The following is a 14265-nucleotide window of genomic DNA, read 5'->3' as shown; positions in this document are numbered from 1 at the left end:
GGGCGCCGCGGCACTCCGGCACTCCGGCGCCGCGGCACTCCGGCGCCCCGGCCGATTCAGATGCCGCCCGCCAGGACCCGGTCCGGCGTGAGGGGCAGTTCGCGCAGCCGCAGACCGGTCGCGTGGTGCACCGCGTTGCCGATGGCCGCGGCCGTCCCGACGATGCCGATCTCACCGATGCCCTTGCTGCCCATGGGGTTGAGGTGGGGGTCGTCCTCGTCGATCCAGTGCGCCTCGATCGCGGGTACGTCCGCGTGCGCCGGTACGTGGTAGGCGGCGAGGTCCGCCTCCGTGAAGTCGCCGAAGGCCGCGTCCATGGTGCTGCCCTCGGTCAGCGCCATGCCCAGGCCCATCGTCATCGCACCGATGAACTGCGAGCGCGCGGTACGGGAGTTGAGGATGTGCCCGGCCGCGTAGACGCCCAGCAGCCTGCGCACCCGGACCTCGCCGGACACCGTGTCGACGCCGACCTCGGCGAAGTGGGCGCCGAAGGAGTGCCGGGAGTAGCCGCTGTCCGCGTCGGCCTCGCCCGCCGTGTCGGCGGTGGCGCCCACCCCCTCCGGGGGCAGCTGCTGCCCCCGCTGTCCGGCCAGGCGCGCGGCCAGCCGCGTACAGGCCTCGTGGACGGCCCAGCCCCAGGAGCCCGTCCCGCAGGAACCGCCCGCCAGGGGCGCGGCCGGCAGGTCGCTGCTGCCGATGTCGGCGCGCACGGAGTCCAGCGGGACACCGAGCACGTCGGCGGCGACCTGCGCGAGTACGGTGCGGGCGCCCTGGCCGATGTCGGTGGCGTTGACGCGGATCACGAAGCTGCCGTCCGGGTAGGCGTGCGCGCTCGCCCGGCTCGGCGAGACGATCACCGGGTATGTGGCCGCCGCGACCCCGCTGCCCACCAGGACGGGACCGTCGGCGTGCGAGCGGGGGCGCGGGTCGCGCTCGGACCAGCCGAAGCGGCGGGCGCCCTCGCGCAGGCATTCGGCGAGGTGACGGCTGCTGAAGGGCAGGGAGCTGTCGGGTTCCGTCTGCGTGTCGTTGCGCAGGCGCAGTTCGACCGGGTCGATGCCGAGGGTCACGGCGAGTTCGTCCATCGCCGACTCCAGGGCGTACATGCCGGGCGCCTCGCCCGGGGCGCGCATCCAGGAGGGGCTCGGCACGTCGAGCGGCAGCACGCGCTGGGTGGTGCGGGCGTGCGGCGACGGATACATGACGCGCGTGGCGGCGGTGGCCGTCTCGACGAACTCCTTGACGCGCGAGGTGTGCGCGGTCACCTCATGGATCACGGAGGTCAGCGTGCCGTCCGCTTCCGCCCCGAGCCGCACCCGGTGCAGGGTCGGCGAGCGGTGGCCCACCACGGCGGCCAACTGGCGCCTGGGCAGGGCGAGTTTGACGGGCCTGCCGGTCGCGCGGGCGGCCATGGAGGCGAGCACCACGTGCGGGCGTGGCGTGCCCTTGGAGCCGAAGCCGCCGCCGACGTGTTCGGAGACGACCGTGATCTGCTCCTTGGGCAGCGCGAACAGTCCCGCCAGGACGTCGCGGACGGTGGTGGCGCCCTGGCTGCTGTCGTGCACGGTCAGCCGGCCGTCCTGCCACTGGGCGGTGGCCGCGTGCGGCTCCATCGGGTGGTTGTGCAGCGGCGGCACCCGGTAGAGGGCATCGACGCGCGCGGCGGCGGAGGCGAACGCGTCCTCCGCGTCGCCGCGCACGTGCTCGCCCGATGTGCCGTCCGAGTCCTCCGGCACGTAGGCGCCGGGGTGATCGGCCTTCAGGACGACGTCGTGCGGTTCCTCGGCGTACGTGACCTGGACCGCCGCCGCGCCTTCGCGTGCCGCCTCCAGGGTGTCGGCGACGACGAGCGCGACGTACCAGCCCCGGTGCGGCACGCGCGCGTGCTGCAGCACGGCGAGGGTGGCGTCGTCCGGCTTCCCCAGGCGCGGCGCGTTCAGGTGCGTGAGGACCTCGACGACGCCGGGCACGGCCAGGGCTGCCGTGGCGTCGACGGCGCTGACCGCGCCGCGCGCCACCGTGGCGGGCACCGGCCAGGCGTAGGCGCACCCTTCGGGGGTGTGCTCGGCGGCGTAGCGGGCGGTCCCGGTCACCTTCTGGGGGCCCTCCCTGCGCTCGGCGGGCGCCCCGAGGGTGCTTGCGGTGTCCGGCATGGGGTTCTCCCTGGGAGCGGAGGACAGGCGTGGTCTTGGTCAGGAAGCGGACGGTGATACGGCGAGGCGCCGCAGGACGTCACGGGCGAGATCGCGGGCGAGGCGCACCTTGAACGCGTTGTCCCGCAGCGGCTCGGCGGCGGAGAGCTCGGCGTCCAGGGCCCGCAGGAACACCTCGTCGCTCGGCGGCCCGCCCAGCAGCTCGCGCTCGGCACGCCGGGCACGCCAGGGCCGGTGGGCCAGGCCGCCGAACGCGATCCGCACCTGGCGTACGACGGAGTCCTCGACGTCCAGGACCACGGCCACCGAGGCGAGCGCGAAGGCGTACGAGGCGCGGTCGCGGGCCTTGCGGTAGGCGGAGGGCAGCCTCGCGGCCGCGGGCGGGAGCAGCACACCGGTGATCAGCTCGCCGGGCGCGATCTCGGTGTCCAGGTCAGGGCGGTCACCGGGAAGCCGGTGGAACTCGGTGACGGGCAGGGTGCGCCGCCCCCGTACACCGTGCAGCTCCACCTGGGCGTCGAGGGCGCTGAGCGCGACCGCCATGTCGGAGGGGTTGGTGGCGATGCACTGCGGCGAGTGGCCGAGGACGGCGTGGTCGCGGTGGACGCCGTCGCGCGCCCCGCACCCGGTGCCCGGCTCGCGCTTGTTGCACGGTTTGCTCAGGTCCTGGAAGTAGGGGCAGCGGGTGCGCTGGAGCAGGTTGCCCCCGGTCGTGGCCACGTTGCGGAGCTGGCCCGAAGCCCCCGCGAGCAGGGCCTGTGACAGCACGGGATAGCGGCCCCGCACCAGCGGATGGGCGGCGAGGTCGCTGTTGCGCACCGTGGCGCCGACGCGCAGGGACCCGTCGGGCAGCTCCTCCACCGTGTCCAGCGGCAGCCTGCTGACGTCGATCAGCGTCCCGGGGCGTTCGACGCCCAGCTTCATCAGGTCGACGAGGTTGGTGCCGCCGCCCAGGTAGCGGGAGCCCGGCCGTCCCGCGTGGGCCGCGGCCGCCTCCTCGACGCTGTAGGCGCGTACGTACCGGAAGGGCTTCACCGGGCCACGTCCTCGACGGCCTCGACGATGTGCGGATAGGCGCCGCAGCGGCACAGGTTGCCGCTGAGCCGCTCACGGATCTCGTCCCGGGTCAGCTCCACGGGCGCGCCGGTGTCCGCTCCCGGATCCGTCACGTGCGACGCGTGGCCCGCCGCGGCCTCCGCCAGGGCGCCGACGGTCGAACAGATCTGCCCCGGCGTGCAGTAGCCGCACTGGAAGGCGTCGCGCTCCAGGAAGGCCCGCTGCACGGGATGCAGGCCCTCACCGTCAGCGTCGCGCAGCCCTTCGACGGTGGTGATCTCGCACCCCTCGTGGGCGACCGCGAGGAGCAGGCAGCTGTTCGCGCGGCGCCCGTCGACGAGGACGGTGCAGGCACCGCACTGGCCGTGGTCACAGCCCTTTTTGGCGCCGGTCAGACCCAGCTGCTCGCGCAGGACGTCCAGCAGCGTCGAACGGTGGTCGATGGTGAGGCCGCGGGGCTCGCCGTTCACCGTCAGGCGCACTTGCGCGTGGAACACATCGGTTCCCATGGTGCTCTGCTCCCTGGTCGACGCGTGGTCAGGAGGTGACCGCGTATCCAGCCTGAGTCAGGACACCCGTTACGGCATGCCGGGATCACGCGTGTGGCGTATCGGCGGCAGCGGACGGCGCCGCGCCGTGAGGGGCGCGGCGCCGGGGACGGGGGAGGCGTCGTGGAAGGGGCCGTCGGGTCACACGTCCATGTCCGCCTCGATCCGCTTGAGCTGATGGCGGGCCATGGCCAGGTTGGCGCGGCTCTTGTCCAGGGCCAGGTAGAGGAAGAGCCCGTTGTTGTTGCGGCCCTTGATGAGCCGGATCAGGTGGTACTGGCTGCTGAGCGAGATCAGGATGTCCTCGATCTCGTCCTTGAGACCGAGCATCTCCATGGTGCGCAGCTTGGCGCGCACCACGTCCGTGTTCCCCGCAGCGGCGACCGAAAGGTCCAGGTCCTTGCCGCCGCCCAGGGTGCCCAGGGCCATGCCGCTCGTGTAGTCGACCAGGGCCGCGCCGATGACGCCCTCGATGGAGGTGGTGGCTTCCTTGAGCGCGGTTTCCGTGTTGCTCATGAGTTTGCTCCCTTTCCGTCTGCTGGATGCCCGTGATGAGGGCGTTGAAGGTGATGAGGATGAGGTGGGGGGCATGGGTCAGCTTTCCTCCGCTCGTTCGACGGCGGCGTCGACCAGCTCTCCGATGCAGGCGCTGGACCGGCGGGCCTCCAGGTGCAGCCGGCCCACGTTGATGCGGGGCTCCGCCAGCAGCGTCAGCACGGCGGACGAACCGGCGGCGTACGTGGCGACGTATCCGTGCTCACCCCGGATGAGCAGTTCCCGGAAGCCGCCCTGGTGCGTCGCTTCGGACAGGCGCAGGGCCACCCCCAGCGCCGCCGCGGTAAGGGCCGAGACGCCTTCGGCCTCCACGTCCGTGGCGTCCTGGGCCAGCACAAGGCCGTCGACGCTGGCCGCGAGCGCCCCCCTGAGCTGTGGAATCCGGGTGCGCAGGCGTCTCAGTTCGCTCAGTACGTCGGCTTCGGCGCCCATCAGGTGTCTCCTCTCGGCGCGCTTCCAGAGCGCGAAGAGCTTCATGAGGGCTGGTGCCCGGCCCGGTGTGCGCAGCGAGGCGTCATGGGCTCGCCTCCAGCGCGTCCCGCACCCGGCGCAGCAGAGCGATGTCCGGGTCCTCGGACGACTCCATGCACCACAGGGCGACCGGGGGCTCCACCGGTTCGGGGAGCCGTGGCGTGTGGACAAGACCGGCCGCGGCGAGGCGCCGGACCTCCAGCAGGGTGTGGAACGCCGGGCGGCCGAGCGCCCAGGCGATCTGGGTCGGCGTACGACTGCCGTCGGCGAGCCGGAGCACCTCCCGCTGGCGGTCGCCGACCGTCTGGCCGGGGGCGGGCGCACGGGGCACGACGGGGGCCGTGTCGATCACCGAGTCGGGCCAGACGCTGTCGAGGAGCTCCCGGCGGCGCCGCGTCTCCCGGGCCACGACCGTGGCCGGTACGGGGTGGATCTGCCCGAGCCAGTGGGCGGCGCCGTAGCGGAAGCGCGTGGCGCCCCCGGGCGGTTCCAGGACGAAGAACGCTGCGTCGAAGAGCGCGCCGAGGTGGCACAACTCCAGCTCGCCCGCGGCCACCCGGCCGCTGTCGATCAGGTGCTGCCCGACCGCGTGCCGGGACCCCGCCTGCGAAAGGGCGTCCTGCCAGCCCTGCTGGGGCAGCGAGCCGCCGGTGGTCAGCAGCACGTCGATGCCGGGTGCCGCGGGGCTCTCGGCGTGCACGACGTGCCCCTGGGAGAGGTAGAGGACCCCCTGGTCGCGCAGCAGCGCACCGGTGGCGTGTTCCTCGGCGAGCCGCAGCAGCATCGGGGAGGTGGCGACGCGGGCCCGAGCGGTACTCATACCAGGGCCAGACGGTCGGAGATGTCGCGCAGCCGGATGCGGGCGAGCGCGAGGTTCCCGGTGTGCCGGTCCAGCCACAGGTGCAGGAAGACGCTGCTGTCGAACGTGGTCTCCACGAACCGGATCAGGTGGAAACCGGTGCGGGTGGTGAGCATCAGGTCCTCGACCGGTAACCCCTTGGCGTCCGGTTCCTCGAACGCCCCGTCGACCGGCGCGAACGCCTGGTACTCGGCGGCCGCCCGCGCCACCTCCGCGGTCTCGGCGGCGGTCGCCTCGTGGTCGCCGTTGGGCGATTCGCCGACCGAACCAAGGGCGAGCCCACTGGTCCAGTCGACGATCGCGGCCCCGCGTGCACCGGGCAGTGTCATCGCCTCGAGCAGACACTCGTCGATTCCGGGCACGCGGCTTCCCTTCCCCAGGGTGAAACCGGGCGGTCCCCACCGCCCGTCACGGACGGTCCCCACCGTCCGTGACGAGGAAGGTACGTAAGGCTGTGCGGGTTCTGGGGAGAATTGGCATTTTCCAGGGGGACATGCGCGAGATCGACGCGATCGGTTCGAGGGTGCCCGGGAAGGGCTTGGGAGCGACCGAATTCATCGGTCGGATGACCGGATCGTCCCTCGACGCCGTCCCTCCGGGGCTCCCCGGGGTCCCTCCTGCCGGCTCTCCGCCGGATCCCCGTTCGATCGGAAGTAGACAGTGTCTACTCACCTCCGGTAGACAGTGTCCATGACGCAAGAAGACTCCCTGCGGGAACGGCTGATCGATGTCGGGGTGGACATCGTCATGACGGACGGAGCCGCCTCACTGGGGCTGCGCGAGATCGCCCGCCGGGCCGGGGTGTCCCACGGGGCGCCGCGGCGGCACTTCGCCACGCATCACGCCCTGCTCTCGGCGATCGCCCGGCGCGGATTCGAGGACCTCGAGGCCCGGTTCGAGATCGCGACCGGCCGCGCGACATCGCCACGCGGCCAGTTGGAGGCGCTCGCACGGACCTACGTCGGGTACGCACTTGCGCACCGCGGCATGTTCGAGCTGATGTTCCGTCACGACCTGCTCGACAGCGGACAGCACCCGTCGGACGCGGACCACCCGCGCCTCCGGGAATCCACACTCCCGCTCTTCGACGGCATCGTCGGGCTCGTCGCCCGATGCAGGACGGAGCAGGAGGCCGCGGACCGGAGCGGCGCGCGCAGCAGTGCCCTGCCGCCACCACCGGTGGTGGCGGCGGCGCTCTGGGCGAACCTGCACGGCATCGCCCAGCTGTGGGCATGGGACAGCATGCAGCTCGCACTTGACTCCCCGTCGGCGGGCGGCAGCGCCGGGCGAGATCACCTCGACGGGGTGGTCGCTGCGGCCCTGGACGCCCATCTCGGCCCGGCGGCCGTATGACCAGGATCCTGCGGCGCCATCTCGCGCTCGTGGTCAGCGCGGCCGGCGCGATGATCGTCGCGCTGGACGGCACCGTGCTGCTCGTGGCGCAGCCCAGCCTGCAACACGAATTCGGCGCGAGCGTGGCACAGGTGCAGTGGACAAGCACCAGTTATCTGCTCGCGGTGGCCGGGCTCCTCGTCATCGCCGGGCGCCTCGGAGACCGGTACGGGCACGCGCGGCTGATGTTCGTCGGCGTACTCGGCTTCGGGGGCGCATCGGCCGGTATCGCGCTGGCGCCTGAGGTCGGCTGGGTGATCGTCCTGCGCGCCGTACAAGGCGTGTTCGGCGCACTGCTGCAGCCGGCGACCCTCGCCCTGCTGCGGCTGACCCATCCACCGGACCGGCTCGGCAGGCCTGTTGCCGTCCGGACCAGCGCGATCGGGGTCGCCGCGGCGGCGGGCCCCCTGCTCGGCGGTGTCCTCGTCGCACACCTGGGCTGGCGCGCCGTGTTCTGGATCAACGTCCCCGTCGCTCTCGCGATCGCCGGGCTCACCCTCGCCCTGCGGGTGCCGCAGCCTTCGCGCGCCGGGGCCCAGCGCCTCGACGTCACCGGCGCGGCCCTGCTCGCGGGCGCACTCGCGGTCCTGGTGCACACCCTGGCCGGCGTGCCCGCGCACGGATGGACCGCCGCAGCGACGTGGCTCGGTCTGCTCGCCGCCGTGGGCATCGCGGTGCTGCTCGTCGTCCACGAACGCCGCGCCGTGCATCCGATCGTGCCCCGGGCCGTGGCCCGCTCCCGACCGGTGGCGGCCTCGATGGCGCTGCTCCTGGTCACCAGCGGCGGCATGTTCGGGGCGCTCTTCGTGACCACGTTCTACCTTCAGGACGCCCTCGGGCTCGACCCGCTCGCCACCGGTCTGCGGGTCCTTCCGCTGACCGCGCTCATGGTCCTGGGCGCGCCCCTCGCCGACGTCGCGCTGCGCAGACACGGGCCGCGCGCCACCGCGATCGCCGGTGTCGGCCTCGTCGTCCCGGGCATCGCGGCGCTGTCCCGGCTCGGCCCGACCAGCACTTGGATGTTCACCGGCACGGCGGTCGCCCTGCTCGGCGCGGGATTCGCGGTCGTGATGGTCACCGCGACCGGCACCGTCGTCGGTGACGCGCCGCCCGGGTACGCCGGGGTCGTCGGCGGGCTCAAGCAGACCGCAATGAACGTCGGCCCGACCCTGGGCATCGCCGTCGCCGCCGGCGTGATGCTGCCGAAGGCGGCAGGCACCGGGCCACCGGCGACGCTCCGGAACCCGGCCGCGCCCGTCCCCGAGATGGGCTCAACCCTGCTGATCCTGGCCGCAATCGCCGCCCTCGGCCTGCTGCCCGCGGCGCTGTTGCCGCGTGGGCACCCCGCCGGTCGTCAGCGCGTCGAGCTCGCTCGGGAGGCTAGCCGGGGGTGAGCGTCTGGATGCCAAGGACCGCCAGAAGCTCGAGTCGTTCGGCGTCCGGGCTGCCGGGTTCGGCCGTGTAGATCATGATGCGCAGGTCGCTGCCCGCGACACTGAGCACGTCGCAGTCCAGCGTGACGGGGCCCACCTGAGGGTGGTCGATCGTCTTGCGGGACGCCGCGTGACGACCCACCGCGCCGGAGTCCCACAGGTCCGCGAACCGCTCGCTGTGCGCGCGCAGTTCCGCGATCTGCTGCCGCAGCCGCTGGTCCGCCGGGTACCGGCCGGCCGCCGCGCGCAGGTCCGCGACCACCGCGGTCTCTATCGCGAGCTGGGACTGCGAGGAGTGGCGCACGCGGCCGCCCGGACCGAGGAAGGCGCGCCAGGCGCCACTGCGCTCGCGGCCGTGCCGCTCGCCCATCAGCGCCGTGTACAGGGGGTTGGCGAGGAGCAGCGTCCACGAAGCGTCGGAGACGGCCACCGGTGTCCCGCTCAGCCGGTCCAGCATCCGGTGCACGCTCGGCGTGATGTACGCGGGCACCGTGCCCTGGCCCGGCGGCACGAGCCCGGCGACGTGGAACAGGTGCTCGCGTTCGGCCGCGGACAGACGCAACGCCCGTCCGAGGGCTTCCACCACCTGTTCCGACGGGTGGGTCGCCCTGCCTTGTTCAAGGCGGGTCACATAGTCGACCGAGATCCCCGCCAGCATCGCGAGCTCCTCACGGCGCAGCCCGGCCGTGCGCCGCTGCCCGCCCGCGGGCAGCCCCGCCGCCTCGGGGCGCACCCGGTCGCGCCACCGCCGCACCACCCGCCCGAACTCCGTGCTCGCCATGCCACCACTGTGCACCGCGGCGGGCGGAACTTCCTGGTACCGGCAGTCCCAGGAAGAAGGGACTCCTGGCTGCCCCCGGGCGACCGCCGCAGCCTGGAGCCATGACCACGACACTGATCACCGGAGCGAACAAGGGCCTCGGCCTCGAAACCGCCCGTCGGCTCGTCGCCGCGGGCCACACCGTCTACATCGGCAGCAGGGACGCGGAACGGGGCTGCCGCGCCGCCGAGCAGGTGGGCGCGCGGACCGTCCTGCTCGACGTCACCGACGACGCGTCCGTGGCGGCCGCGGCCCAGGCGGTCGAGGCCGGGGGAGGCCTCGACGTACTGATCAACAACGCGGGCATCGAGACCCGGGACTCCGACAACAACGTGCCCGGCGCCGCCGATGTGACCGCCGACCAGATGCGGGAGGTGTTCGAGACGAACGTCTTCGGCACGGTGCGCGTCACCCAGGCGTTCCTGCCGCTCCTGCGACGCTCGCCCGCCCCCGTCATCGTCAACCTCAGCAGCGGCCTCGCCTCCCTGCACCGCGTCGCCGAGGCGGGCACCCCGGCGTTCGCGTACCCGGGTGTCGCCTACCCGGCGTCGAAGACCGCGGTCAACATGCTGACCGTGCAGTACGCGAAGGCGTTCCCCGGCATGCGGATCAACGCCGTGGAGCCCGGCTTCACCAGGACCGACCTGAACGGCAACACCGGGGTCCAGACCGTCGAACAGGGCGCCGAGATCATCGTCCGCATGGCACAGGTGGGCCCGGAAGGCCCCACGGGCGGCTACCGCGATGCCGAGGGTCCGCTGCCCTGGTGACCGACCACTGGTGACCGACCACTCCTGTCACGGCTTGCGGGCGAGGCCGCCGTGTTCGCCGATGGGCTCCAGGGTGGGGGAGTCGGAGTCCGGGCGCCAGAAGGGGACCGAGACGACGCCCGGGGCCAGGAGGTCCAGGCCGTCGAAGAACGCGGTGATCTGGTCGACGGGGCGCAGGAAGTACGGGACGGCGCCGGTTTCGTTGTAGGCGTCCTGGGCCTGTTCGTAGGCGGCGTCGGTGCCCCGTGAACCGTCGTTGATGGAGAGGTAGCTGCCGGAGGGCAGGCCCTCCATCAGGCGGGTGACGATGGCGCGCGCCCGGTCGTAGTCGGCGACGTGGCCCAGGATGTTGCTGAGGATCAGGGCGGTCGGGCGGCTGAGGTCGAGCGTCTCGGACGCGGCCGCCAGGATGCGGTCGGGGTCGGACAGGTCGGCGTCGACGTACGCGGTCGCTCCCTCGGGCGTCGAGGTGAGCAGGGCGCGGGCGTGCGCGAGGACCATCGGGTCGTGGTCGACGTACACGATCCGGGTCCGGGGATCGAGCCGCTGGGCGACCTCGTGGGTGTTGTCGACGGTCGGCAGGCCGGTGCCGATGTCCAGGAACTGCCCGATGCCCGCCTCGGTGACCAGGTGGGTGATGTTGCGGCGCAGGAAGGCACGGCTGCTGCGGGCGACCGTGACGATGCCGGGGAACACGGCGCTGTAGGCGTCGCCGGCTTCCTCGTCGACTGGGTAGTTGTCCTTCCCGCCCAGCCAGTAGTTCCAGATCCGGGCCGAGTGCGGCACCGATGTGTCGATCTTCTGATGCGCCGCAGATCCGGGCGTCGTGGCGTCGTCGGTCATGGGTAGCGTCCGTCTTTCCACCGAGGCGTGAAGTGTTCAACGCACAACCTACGTCCCAACCGTCCCGACACGTACACCAGTTCACGTTGTCGGCGCGTTCCGCGACCGGGTCTGTGACGTGACCGGGTCCGGTGGCGTCAGCGGTATGGCGGGACCTCCCGGCCTCCGCGAGGATGACCCCTTCGCGCGAGGCGTCCGCCGGGTCCTGTGGGGCGTGCGTGCGCGGCCGGGAGGAAGGGCATCGCGATGGGATCACACGCGGCGGTGAGACGGCGCAGGCCGTTCGTGCTCGCGGCGCTCGGCACCACACTGCTCGCCGCCCTGCTGGCCATCCCCAGCGCCGGGGGAGCGCCGCAGTCGGCCGATGCCTGCGGCAGCGTCGGCACGGAGCTGCCGCGCGGCGACTGCGGGCCGTTCTGGCAGGTCGTCGCCGAGGACTTCAACGGGGATCGGGTGCCGCTCGGCGCGTTCAGCGACTGCGACCATCACGCCGACACGTCCGCCGCGTACTGCGACGGTCTCAAGGGCTCCTACCGCGACAACTGGTGGGCCTACCCGACCGGTTGGCAGGACACGGCCAATGACCGGGGCCGTGACGTCGTCGGTGTCTACCACCCGGAGGACACCGTGAGCGTCGGCCCTGCGGAGAACGGCGACGGCCGTATGCGCATCCGGATGTGGCGGCCCGACGACGGAGGGCCGGTGCACGCGGCGGCGGTCGTACCGCGTGCCGTCATGCAGATGAAGTACGGCAAGTACAGCGCCCGTATCAAGGTGACCAAACCCGCCGCCGGGTACAAGTCGGCGTGGCTGCACTACGGCGGGGGCTGCGAGATGGACCACCCCGAGGGCAACTGGGCCGGATCCCTCACCGCCTTCCACCACCCGTGCGGCGGCGGCGAACAGGGTTCGTTCCGCGGCGCCGAAGAGTGGACCGAGTGGCACACGGTGTCGACCGAGTGGACCCCCGGACGCGTGCGCTTCTTCGTGGACGGACGGGAGACGGGGCAGGACACGCGGGGCGTGCCGGACCAGCCGCTGTCGTGGATTTTGCAGAACGAGAGCGCCCTGGAAGGCCCGGGAGCCGAGCCCGGCAGCAGCGCGCAGCTGGAGATCACCTGGGTCGCCGCGTACGCGTACGACTGGAAATAGGGCCGGAAGGGGCCGAGTGGTCCCGCGCCGCGGGGGCAGCAGCCTCATGTGCCTGCTGATGCGGATGTTTCAGCGGAGGCGGTTCGGCAAAGCGTACAAATATGGTGCAAATCGGCTACACGATGATGACCGAGCAGGCAGGGCCCCGTGCCCTCGTCGACGACCTGGTGGCGGCGGAACGGGCCGGATTCGACTTCTCGGTCACGTCCGACCACTACTTCCCCTGGCTCGACTCGCAGGGGCACGCGCCCTACGCGTGGAGCGTGCTCGGCGCGGCGGCCCAGGCGACCTCGCGGATCCCGCTCATGACGTACGTGACCTGCCCGACGGTCCGCTACCACCCGGCCGTGGTGGCCCAGAAGGCCGCGACGATGCAGCTGCTCTCCGAGGGGCGCTTCCGGCTCGGGCTCGGCTCGGGCGAGAACCTCAACGAGCACGTGGTCGGGGAGGGCTGGCCGTCCCCGCAGGTCCGCCTCGAGATGCTCGAGGAAGCGGTCGGCATCATCCGCGCGCTGTTCACCGGCGACAACGTCAACCACCAGGGCACCCACTTCGACGTGGCGAACGCCCGCCTGTGGGACCTGCCCGACGAGCTGCCGCCTATTGGCGTGGCCGTCTCCGGCGGACGGTCCTGCGCGCTGGCCGGCCGCCTCGCCGATCTGCTCATCGCCACCGAACCCAAGGCCGAGCTGCTCGACTCCTTCGACCGGCACGGCGGCAGCGGCAAGCCGCGCGTGGGCCAGCTGCCCGTCTGCTACGACACCGACAAGGACGCGGCCGTCGCCCGCGCACACGACCAGTTCCGCTGGTCGGCGGGCGGCTGGCCCGTGAACGCCGAACTGCCGGGACCGTCCGGCTTCGCGGGCGCCACCCAGCACGTCACCCGGCAGGACATCGCGGACCAGATCCCGTGCGGTGACGACGTCGACACCTTCGTCGACGCCGTACGTCCCTATGTCGAGGCGGGCTTCACGGAAGTCGCCCTGGTCCAGGTCGGCGGCGACCACCAACGCCCCTTCATCGACTGGGCCGAGCAGAAGCTGCTGCCCGCCCTGCGCGACCTCTGAGCACCTCACACCCCCGCGATCCAAGGGAGAACAGCGTGAACGACACCCACGGCCCCGCATCCCGCACCACGCAGCCCGACTCGCCCGACCTCGTGCAAGTGGTCCTCGGAGAGTGCTCCGCGGCCGACGCGGACGCCGTGTTCGGCGTGCTGCGCACCCACTTCCCCTCCGACCGCGGCGAGGACGCGCCGCACCGGACGGAACAGCCCCGGCCCGCCGTCTGGACCGGTGCCTTCCTCGCAGCCCACAGTCCGGGGCCTGTCCGAGGCGTGCTCCTCGCGGGCCCGGTCACCGCCGACCTGCAGGGCGGACCGGTGGCGGTGGGCCGACTGCGTGCCACGCTCGCATCGGCCTTCGTCGCCGCGGACACCGGCACGGCATCCGGCGACCAGGAGGTGCAGGTGCAACTGCGCCTGACGGGCGCCGAGCACGGGGAGCCGCCGCTCCCGGGGCGCTGAGGTCAGCCGGTGGTCGTCCGGGACGCCTCGCGCGGGGAGCCGTGCCGATCGATGACTCCCTCGACGATTCTCATCAGTCGGTCCCCCACCTGATCGACGCTTCCGTTCTGGGTGCTGACCTGCGCGCCTTCGAGCACGAAGGTGATCTCGGCCGCGGCCTGTTCGGGGTCCGGCAGCCCGGCATCGGCGCACATGGCGATCAGCCTGCGGGTCTGGTGGGCCTTGTGCTTCTCGATCACCTGCCGTGCGGGGTGGGCGCGGTCCGGCAGCTCGGCGATGGAGTTGATGAAGGGGCAGCCCCGGTGTGAGATCGCCGGCAGCCCCTCGGCGATGAAGCGGGCCAGGCCCAGGATCTGCTCCCTGGGCTGCCGGGGGTATCGGGCCTCGACCCGGTCGAAGGCCGCGCGGTATTCGGCGGCGACGATCCGCAGCCACTCCGCGACCAGGGCGTCCTTGGTCTCGAAGTGCCGGTAGATCGCCATTTTGGTGGTCTCGGCCCGGTCGGCGATCGCCTGGACGCCCACGCGCTGGATCCCCTCGCTCTGGAAGAGCTCTTCCGCGGCGTCGAGGATGCGCTCGCGAGGCGGCAGTTTCGCCACTCTGCCCGGCCTGCCGGCGGTCGATGTCATGCCTGCTCCGTGACGTCCGGTCAGTTGTGGGGCTCTCAACGCCTGCTACGGTACCAGCC

16 protein-coding genes are annotated in these 14265 nt (G+C 72.5%); 6 read left to right on the top strand and 10 right to left on the bottom strand.

Going from position 1 to position 14265, the window contains the following annotated elements; genetic code table 11:
• Positions 1–56: 56 nt before the first annotated feature.
• The 7 genes from ABZ833_RS01625 to ABZ833_RS01595 all read right to left on the bottom strand — a co-directional run bounded on the left by ABZ833_RS01625 (position 57) and on the right by ABZ833_RS01595 (position 6004).
• On the bottom strand, positions 57–2153 hold the full coding sequence (locus ABZ833_RS01625) for a xanthine dehydrogenase family protein molybdopterin-binding subunit (protein WP_361039555.1): 2097 nt from the start codon (positions 2151–2153) through the stop codon (positions 57–59).
• Positions 2154–2192: 39 nt separating this feature from the next.
• Positions 2193–3188, bottom strand: coding sequence for a xanthine dehydrogenase family protein subunit M (locus ABZ833_RS01620; RefSeq protein ID WP_361039552.1), 996 nt, complete (start codon positions 3186–3188; stop codon positions 2193–2195).
• A complete protein-coding gene (locus tag ABZ833_RS01615) occupies positions 3185–3718 on the bottom strand; it encodes a 2Fe-2S iron-sulfur cluster-binding protein (protein WP_361039550.1) in 534 nt (177 codons plus the stop codon). The genes ABZ833_RS01620 and ABZ833_RS01615 overlap by 4 nt, the downstream gene beginning before the upstream one ends.
• A gap of 180 nt (positions 3719–3898) precedes the next feature.
• A complete protein-coding gene (locus tag ABZ833_RS01610; protein WP_361039547.1) occupies positions 3899–4273 on the bottom strand; it encodes a hypothetical protein in 375 nt (124 codons plus the stop codon).
• A gap of 78 nt (positions 4274–4351) precedes the next feature.
• The gene (locus tag ABZ833_RS01605; RefSeq protein ID WP_249585499.1) at positions 4352–4744 is read right to left on the bottom strand and encodes a roadblock/LC7 domain-containing protein; all 393 of its coding nucleotides are present in this window, start codon (positions 4742–4744) and stop codon (positions 4352–4354) included.
• An 82-nt stretch (positions 4745–4826) separates the two neighbouring features.
• Positions 4827–5603 carry a transcriptional regulator gene (locus ABZ833_RS01600; RefSeq protein WP_361039544.1) on the bottom strand — a complete coding sequence of 259 codons (777 nt, stop codon included), beginning with the start codon at positions 5601–5603 and terminating at the stop codon, positions 4827–4829.
• A complete protein-coding gene (locus ABZ833_RS01595) occupies positions 5600–6004 on the bottom strand; it encodes a hypothetical protein (RefSeq protein ID WP_361039541.1) in 405 nt (134 codons plus the stop codon). The genes ABZ833_RS01600 and ABZ833_RS01595 overlap by 4 nt, the downstream gene beginning before the upstream one ends.
• A gap of 328 nt (positions 6005–6332) precedes the next feature.
• On the opposite strand from ABZ833_RS01595, the gene ABZ833_RS01590 reads away from it, so the two are divergent.
• A complete protein-coding gene (locus ABZ833_RS01590; protein WP_361039538.1) occupies positions 6333–6995 on the top strand; it encodes a TetR/AcrR family transcriptional regulator in 663 nt (220 codons plus the stop codon).
• Positions 6992–8428 carry an MFS transporter gene (locus ABZ833_RS01585; RefSeq protein WP_361039536.1) on the top strand — a complete coding sequence of 479 codons (1437 nt, stop codon included), beginning with the start codon at positions 6992–6994 and terminating at the stop codon, positions 8426–8428. Before ABZ833_RS01590 ends, ABZ833_RS01585 begins: the two co-directional genes overlap by 4 nt.
• Here ABZ833_RS01585 and ABZ833_RS01580 read toward each other — a convergent pair.
• Positions 8415–9248 (bottom strand): helix-turn-helix transcriptional regulator, encoded by an 834-nt coding sequence (locus ABZ833_RS01580; protein WP_361039533.1) that lies wholly within the window; start codon positions 9246–9248, stop codon positions 8415–8417. The genes ABZ833_RS01585 and ABZ833_RS01580 overlap by 14 nt on opposite strands.
• A gap of 101 nt (positions 9249–9349) precedes the next feature.
• Between ABZ833_RS01580 and ABZ833_RS01575 the strand changes: the two genes are divergently transcribed.
• The gene (locus tag ABZ833_RS01575; protein ID WP_361039530.1) at positions 9350–10057 is read left to right on the top strand and encodes an SDR family NAD(P)-dependent oxidoreductase; all 708 of its coding nucleotides are present in this window, start codon (positions 9350–9352) and stop codon (positions 10055–10057) included.
• 27 nt (positions 10058–10084) lie between these two features.
• Here the strand turns inward: ABZ833_RS01575 and ABZ833_RS01570 are convergent, their stop codons facing one another.
• The gene (locus ABZ833_RS01570; protein WP_361039528.1) at positions 10085–10900 is read right to left on the bottom strand and encodes an SAM-dependent methyltransferase; all 816 of its coding nucleotides are present in this window, start codon (positions 10898–10900) and stop codon (positions 10085–10087) included.
• 246 nt (positions 10901–11146) lie between these two features.
• On the opposite strand from ABZ833_RS01570, the gene ABZ833_RS01565 reads away from it, so the two are divergent.
• From ABZ833_RS01565 to ABZ833_RS01555, 3 genes are all read left to right on the top strand, one after another.
• Entirely contained in the window at positions 11147–12052 is a 906-nt protein-coding gene (locus tag ABZ833_RS01565; protein WP_361039525.1) for a glycoside hydrolase family 16 protein, read from the top strand.
• A gap of 101 nt (positions 12053–12153) precedes the next feature.
• A complete protein-coding gene (locus tag ABZ833_RS01560) occupies positions 12154–13119 on the top strand; it encodes an LLM class F420-dependent oxidoreductase (RefSeq protein WP_361039523.1) in 966 nt (321 codons plus the stop codon).
• A 35-nt stretch (positions 13120–13154) separates the two neighbouring features.
• Positions 13155–13577, top strand: a complete 423-nt coding sequence (locus ABZ833_RS01555; RefSeq protein WP_361039521.1) for a hypothetical protein — start codon at positions 13155–13157, stop codon at positions 13575–13577.
• Positions 13578–13579: 2 nt separating this feature from the next.
• Here ABZ833_RS01555 and ABZ833_RS01550 read toward each other — a convergent pair whose 3' ends face one another.
• Entirely contained in the window at positions 13580–14206 is a 627-nt protein-coding gene (locus tag ABZ833_RS01550; RefSeq protein ID WP_361039518.1) for a TetR/AcrR family transcriptional regulator, read from the bottom strand.
• Positions 14207–14265: the final 59 nt, after the last annotated feature.

Origin of the sequence: Streptomyces sp. NPDC047525, from assembly GCF_040643025.1 — a bacterium.
GTDB lineage: Bacteria > Actinomycetota > Actinomycetes > Streptomycetales > Streptomycetaceae > Streptomyces > Streptomyces durmitorensis.
The sequence above is the reverse complement of the archived record's forward strand: the minus strand, read 5'-3'. Positions and strand labels throughout refer to the sequence as shown.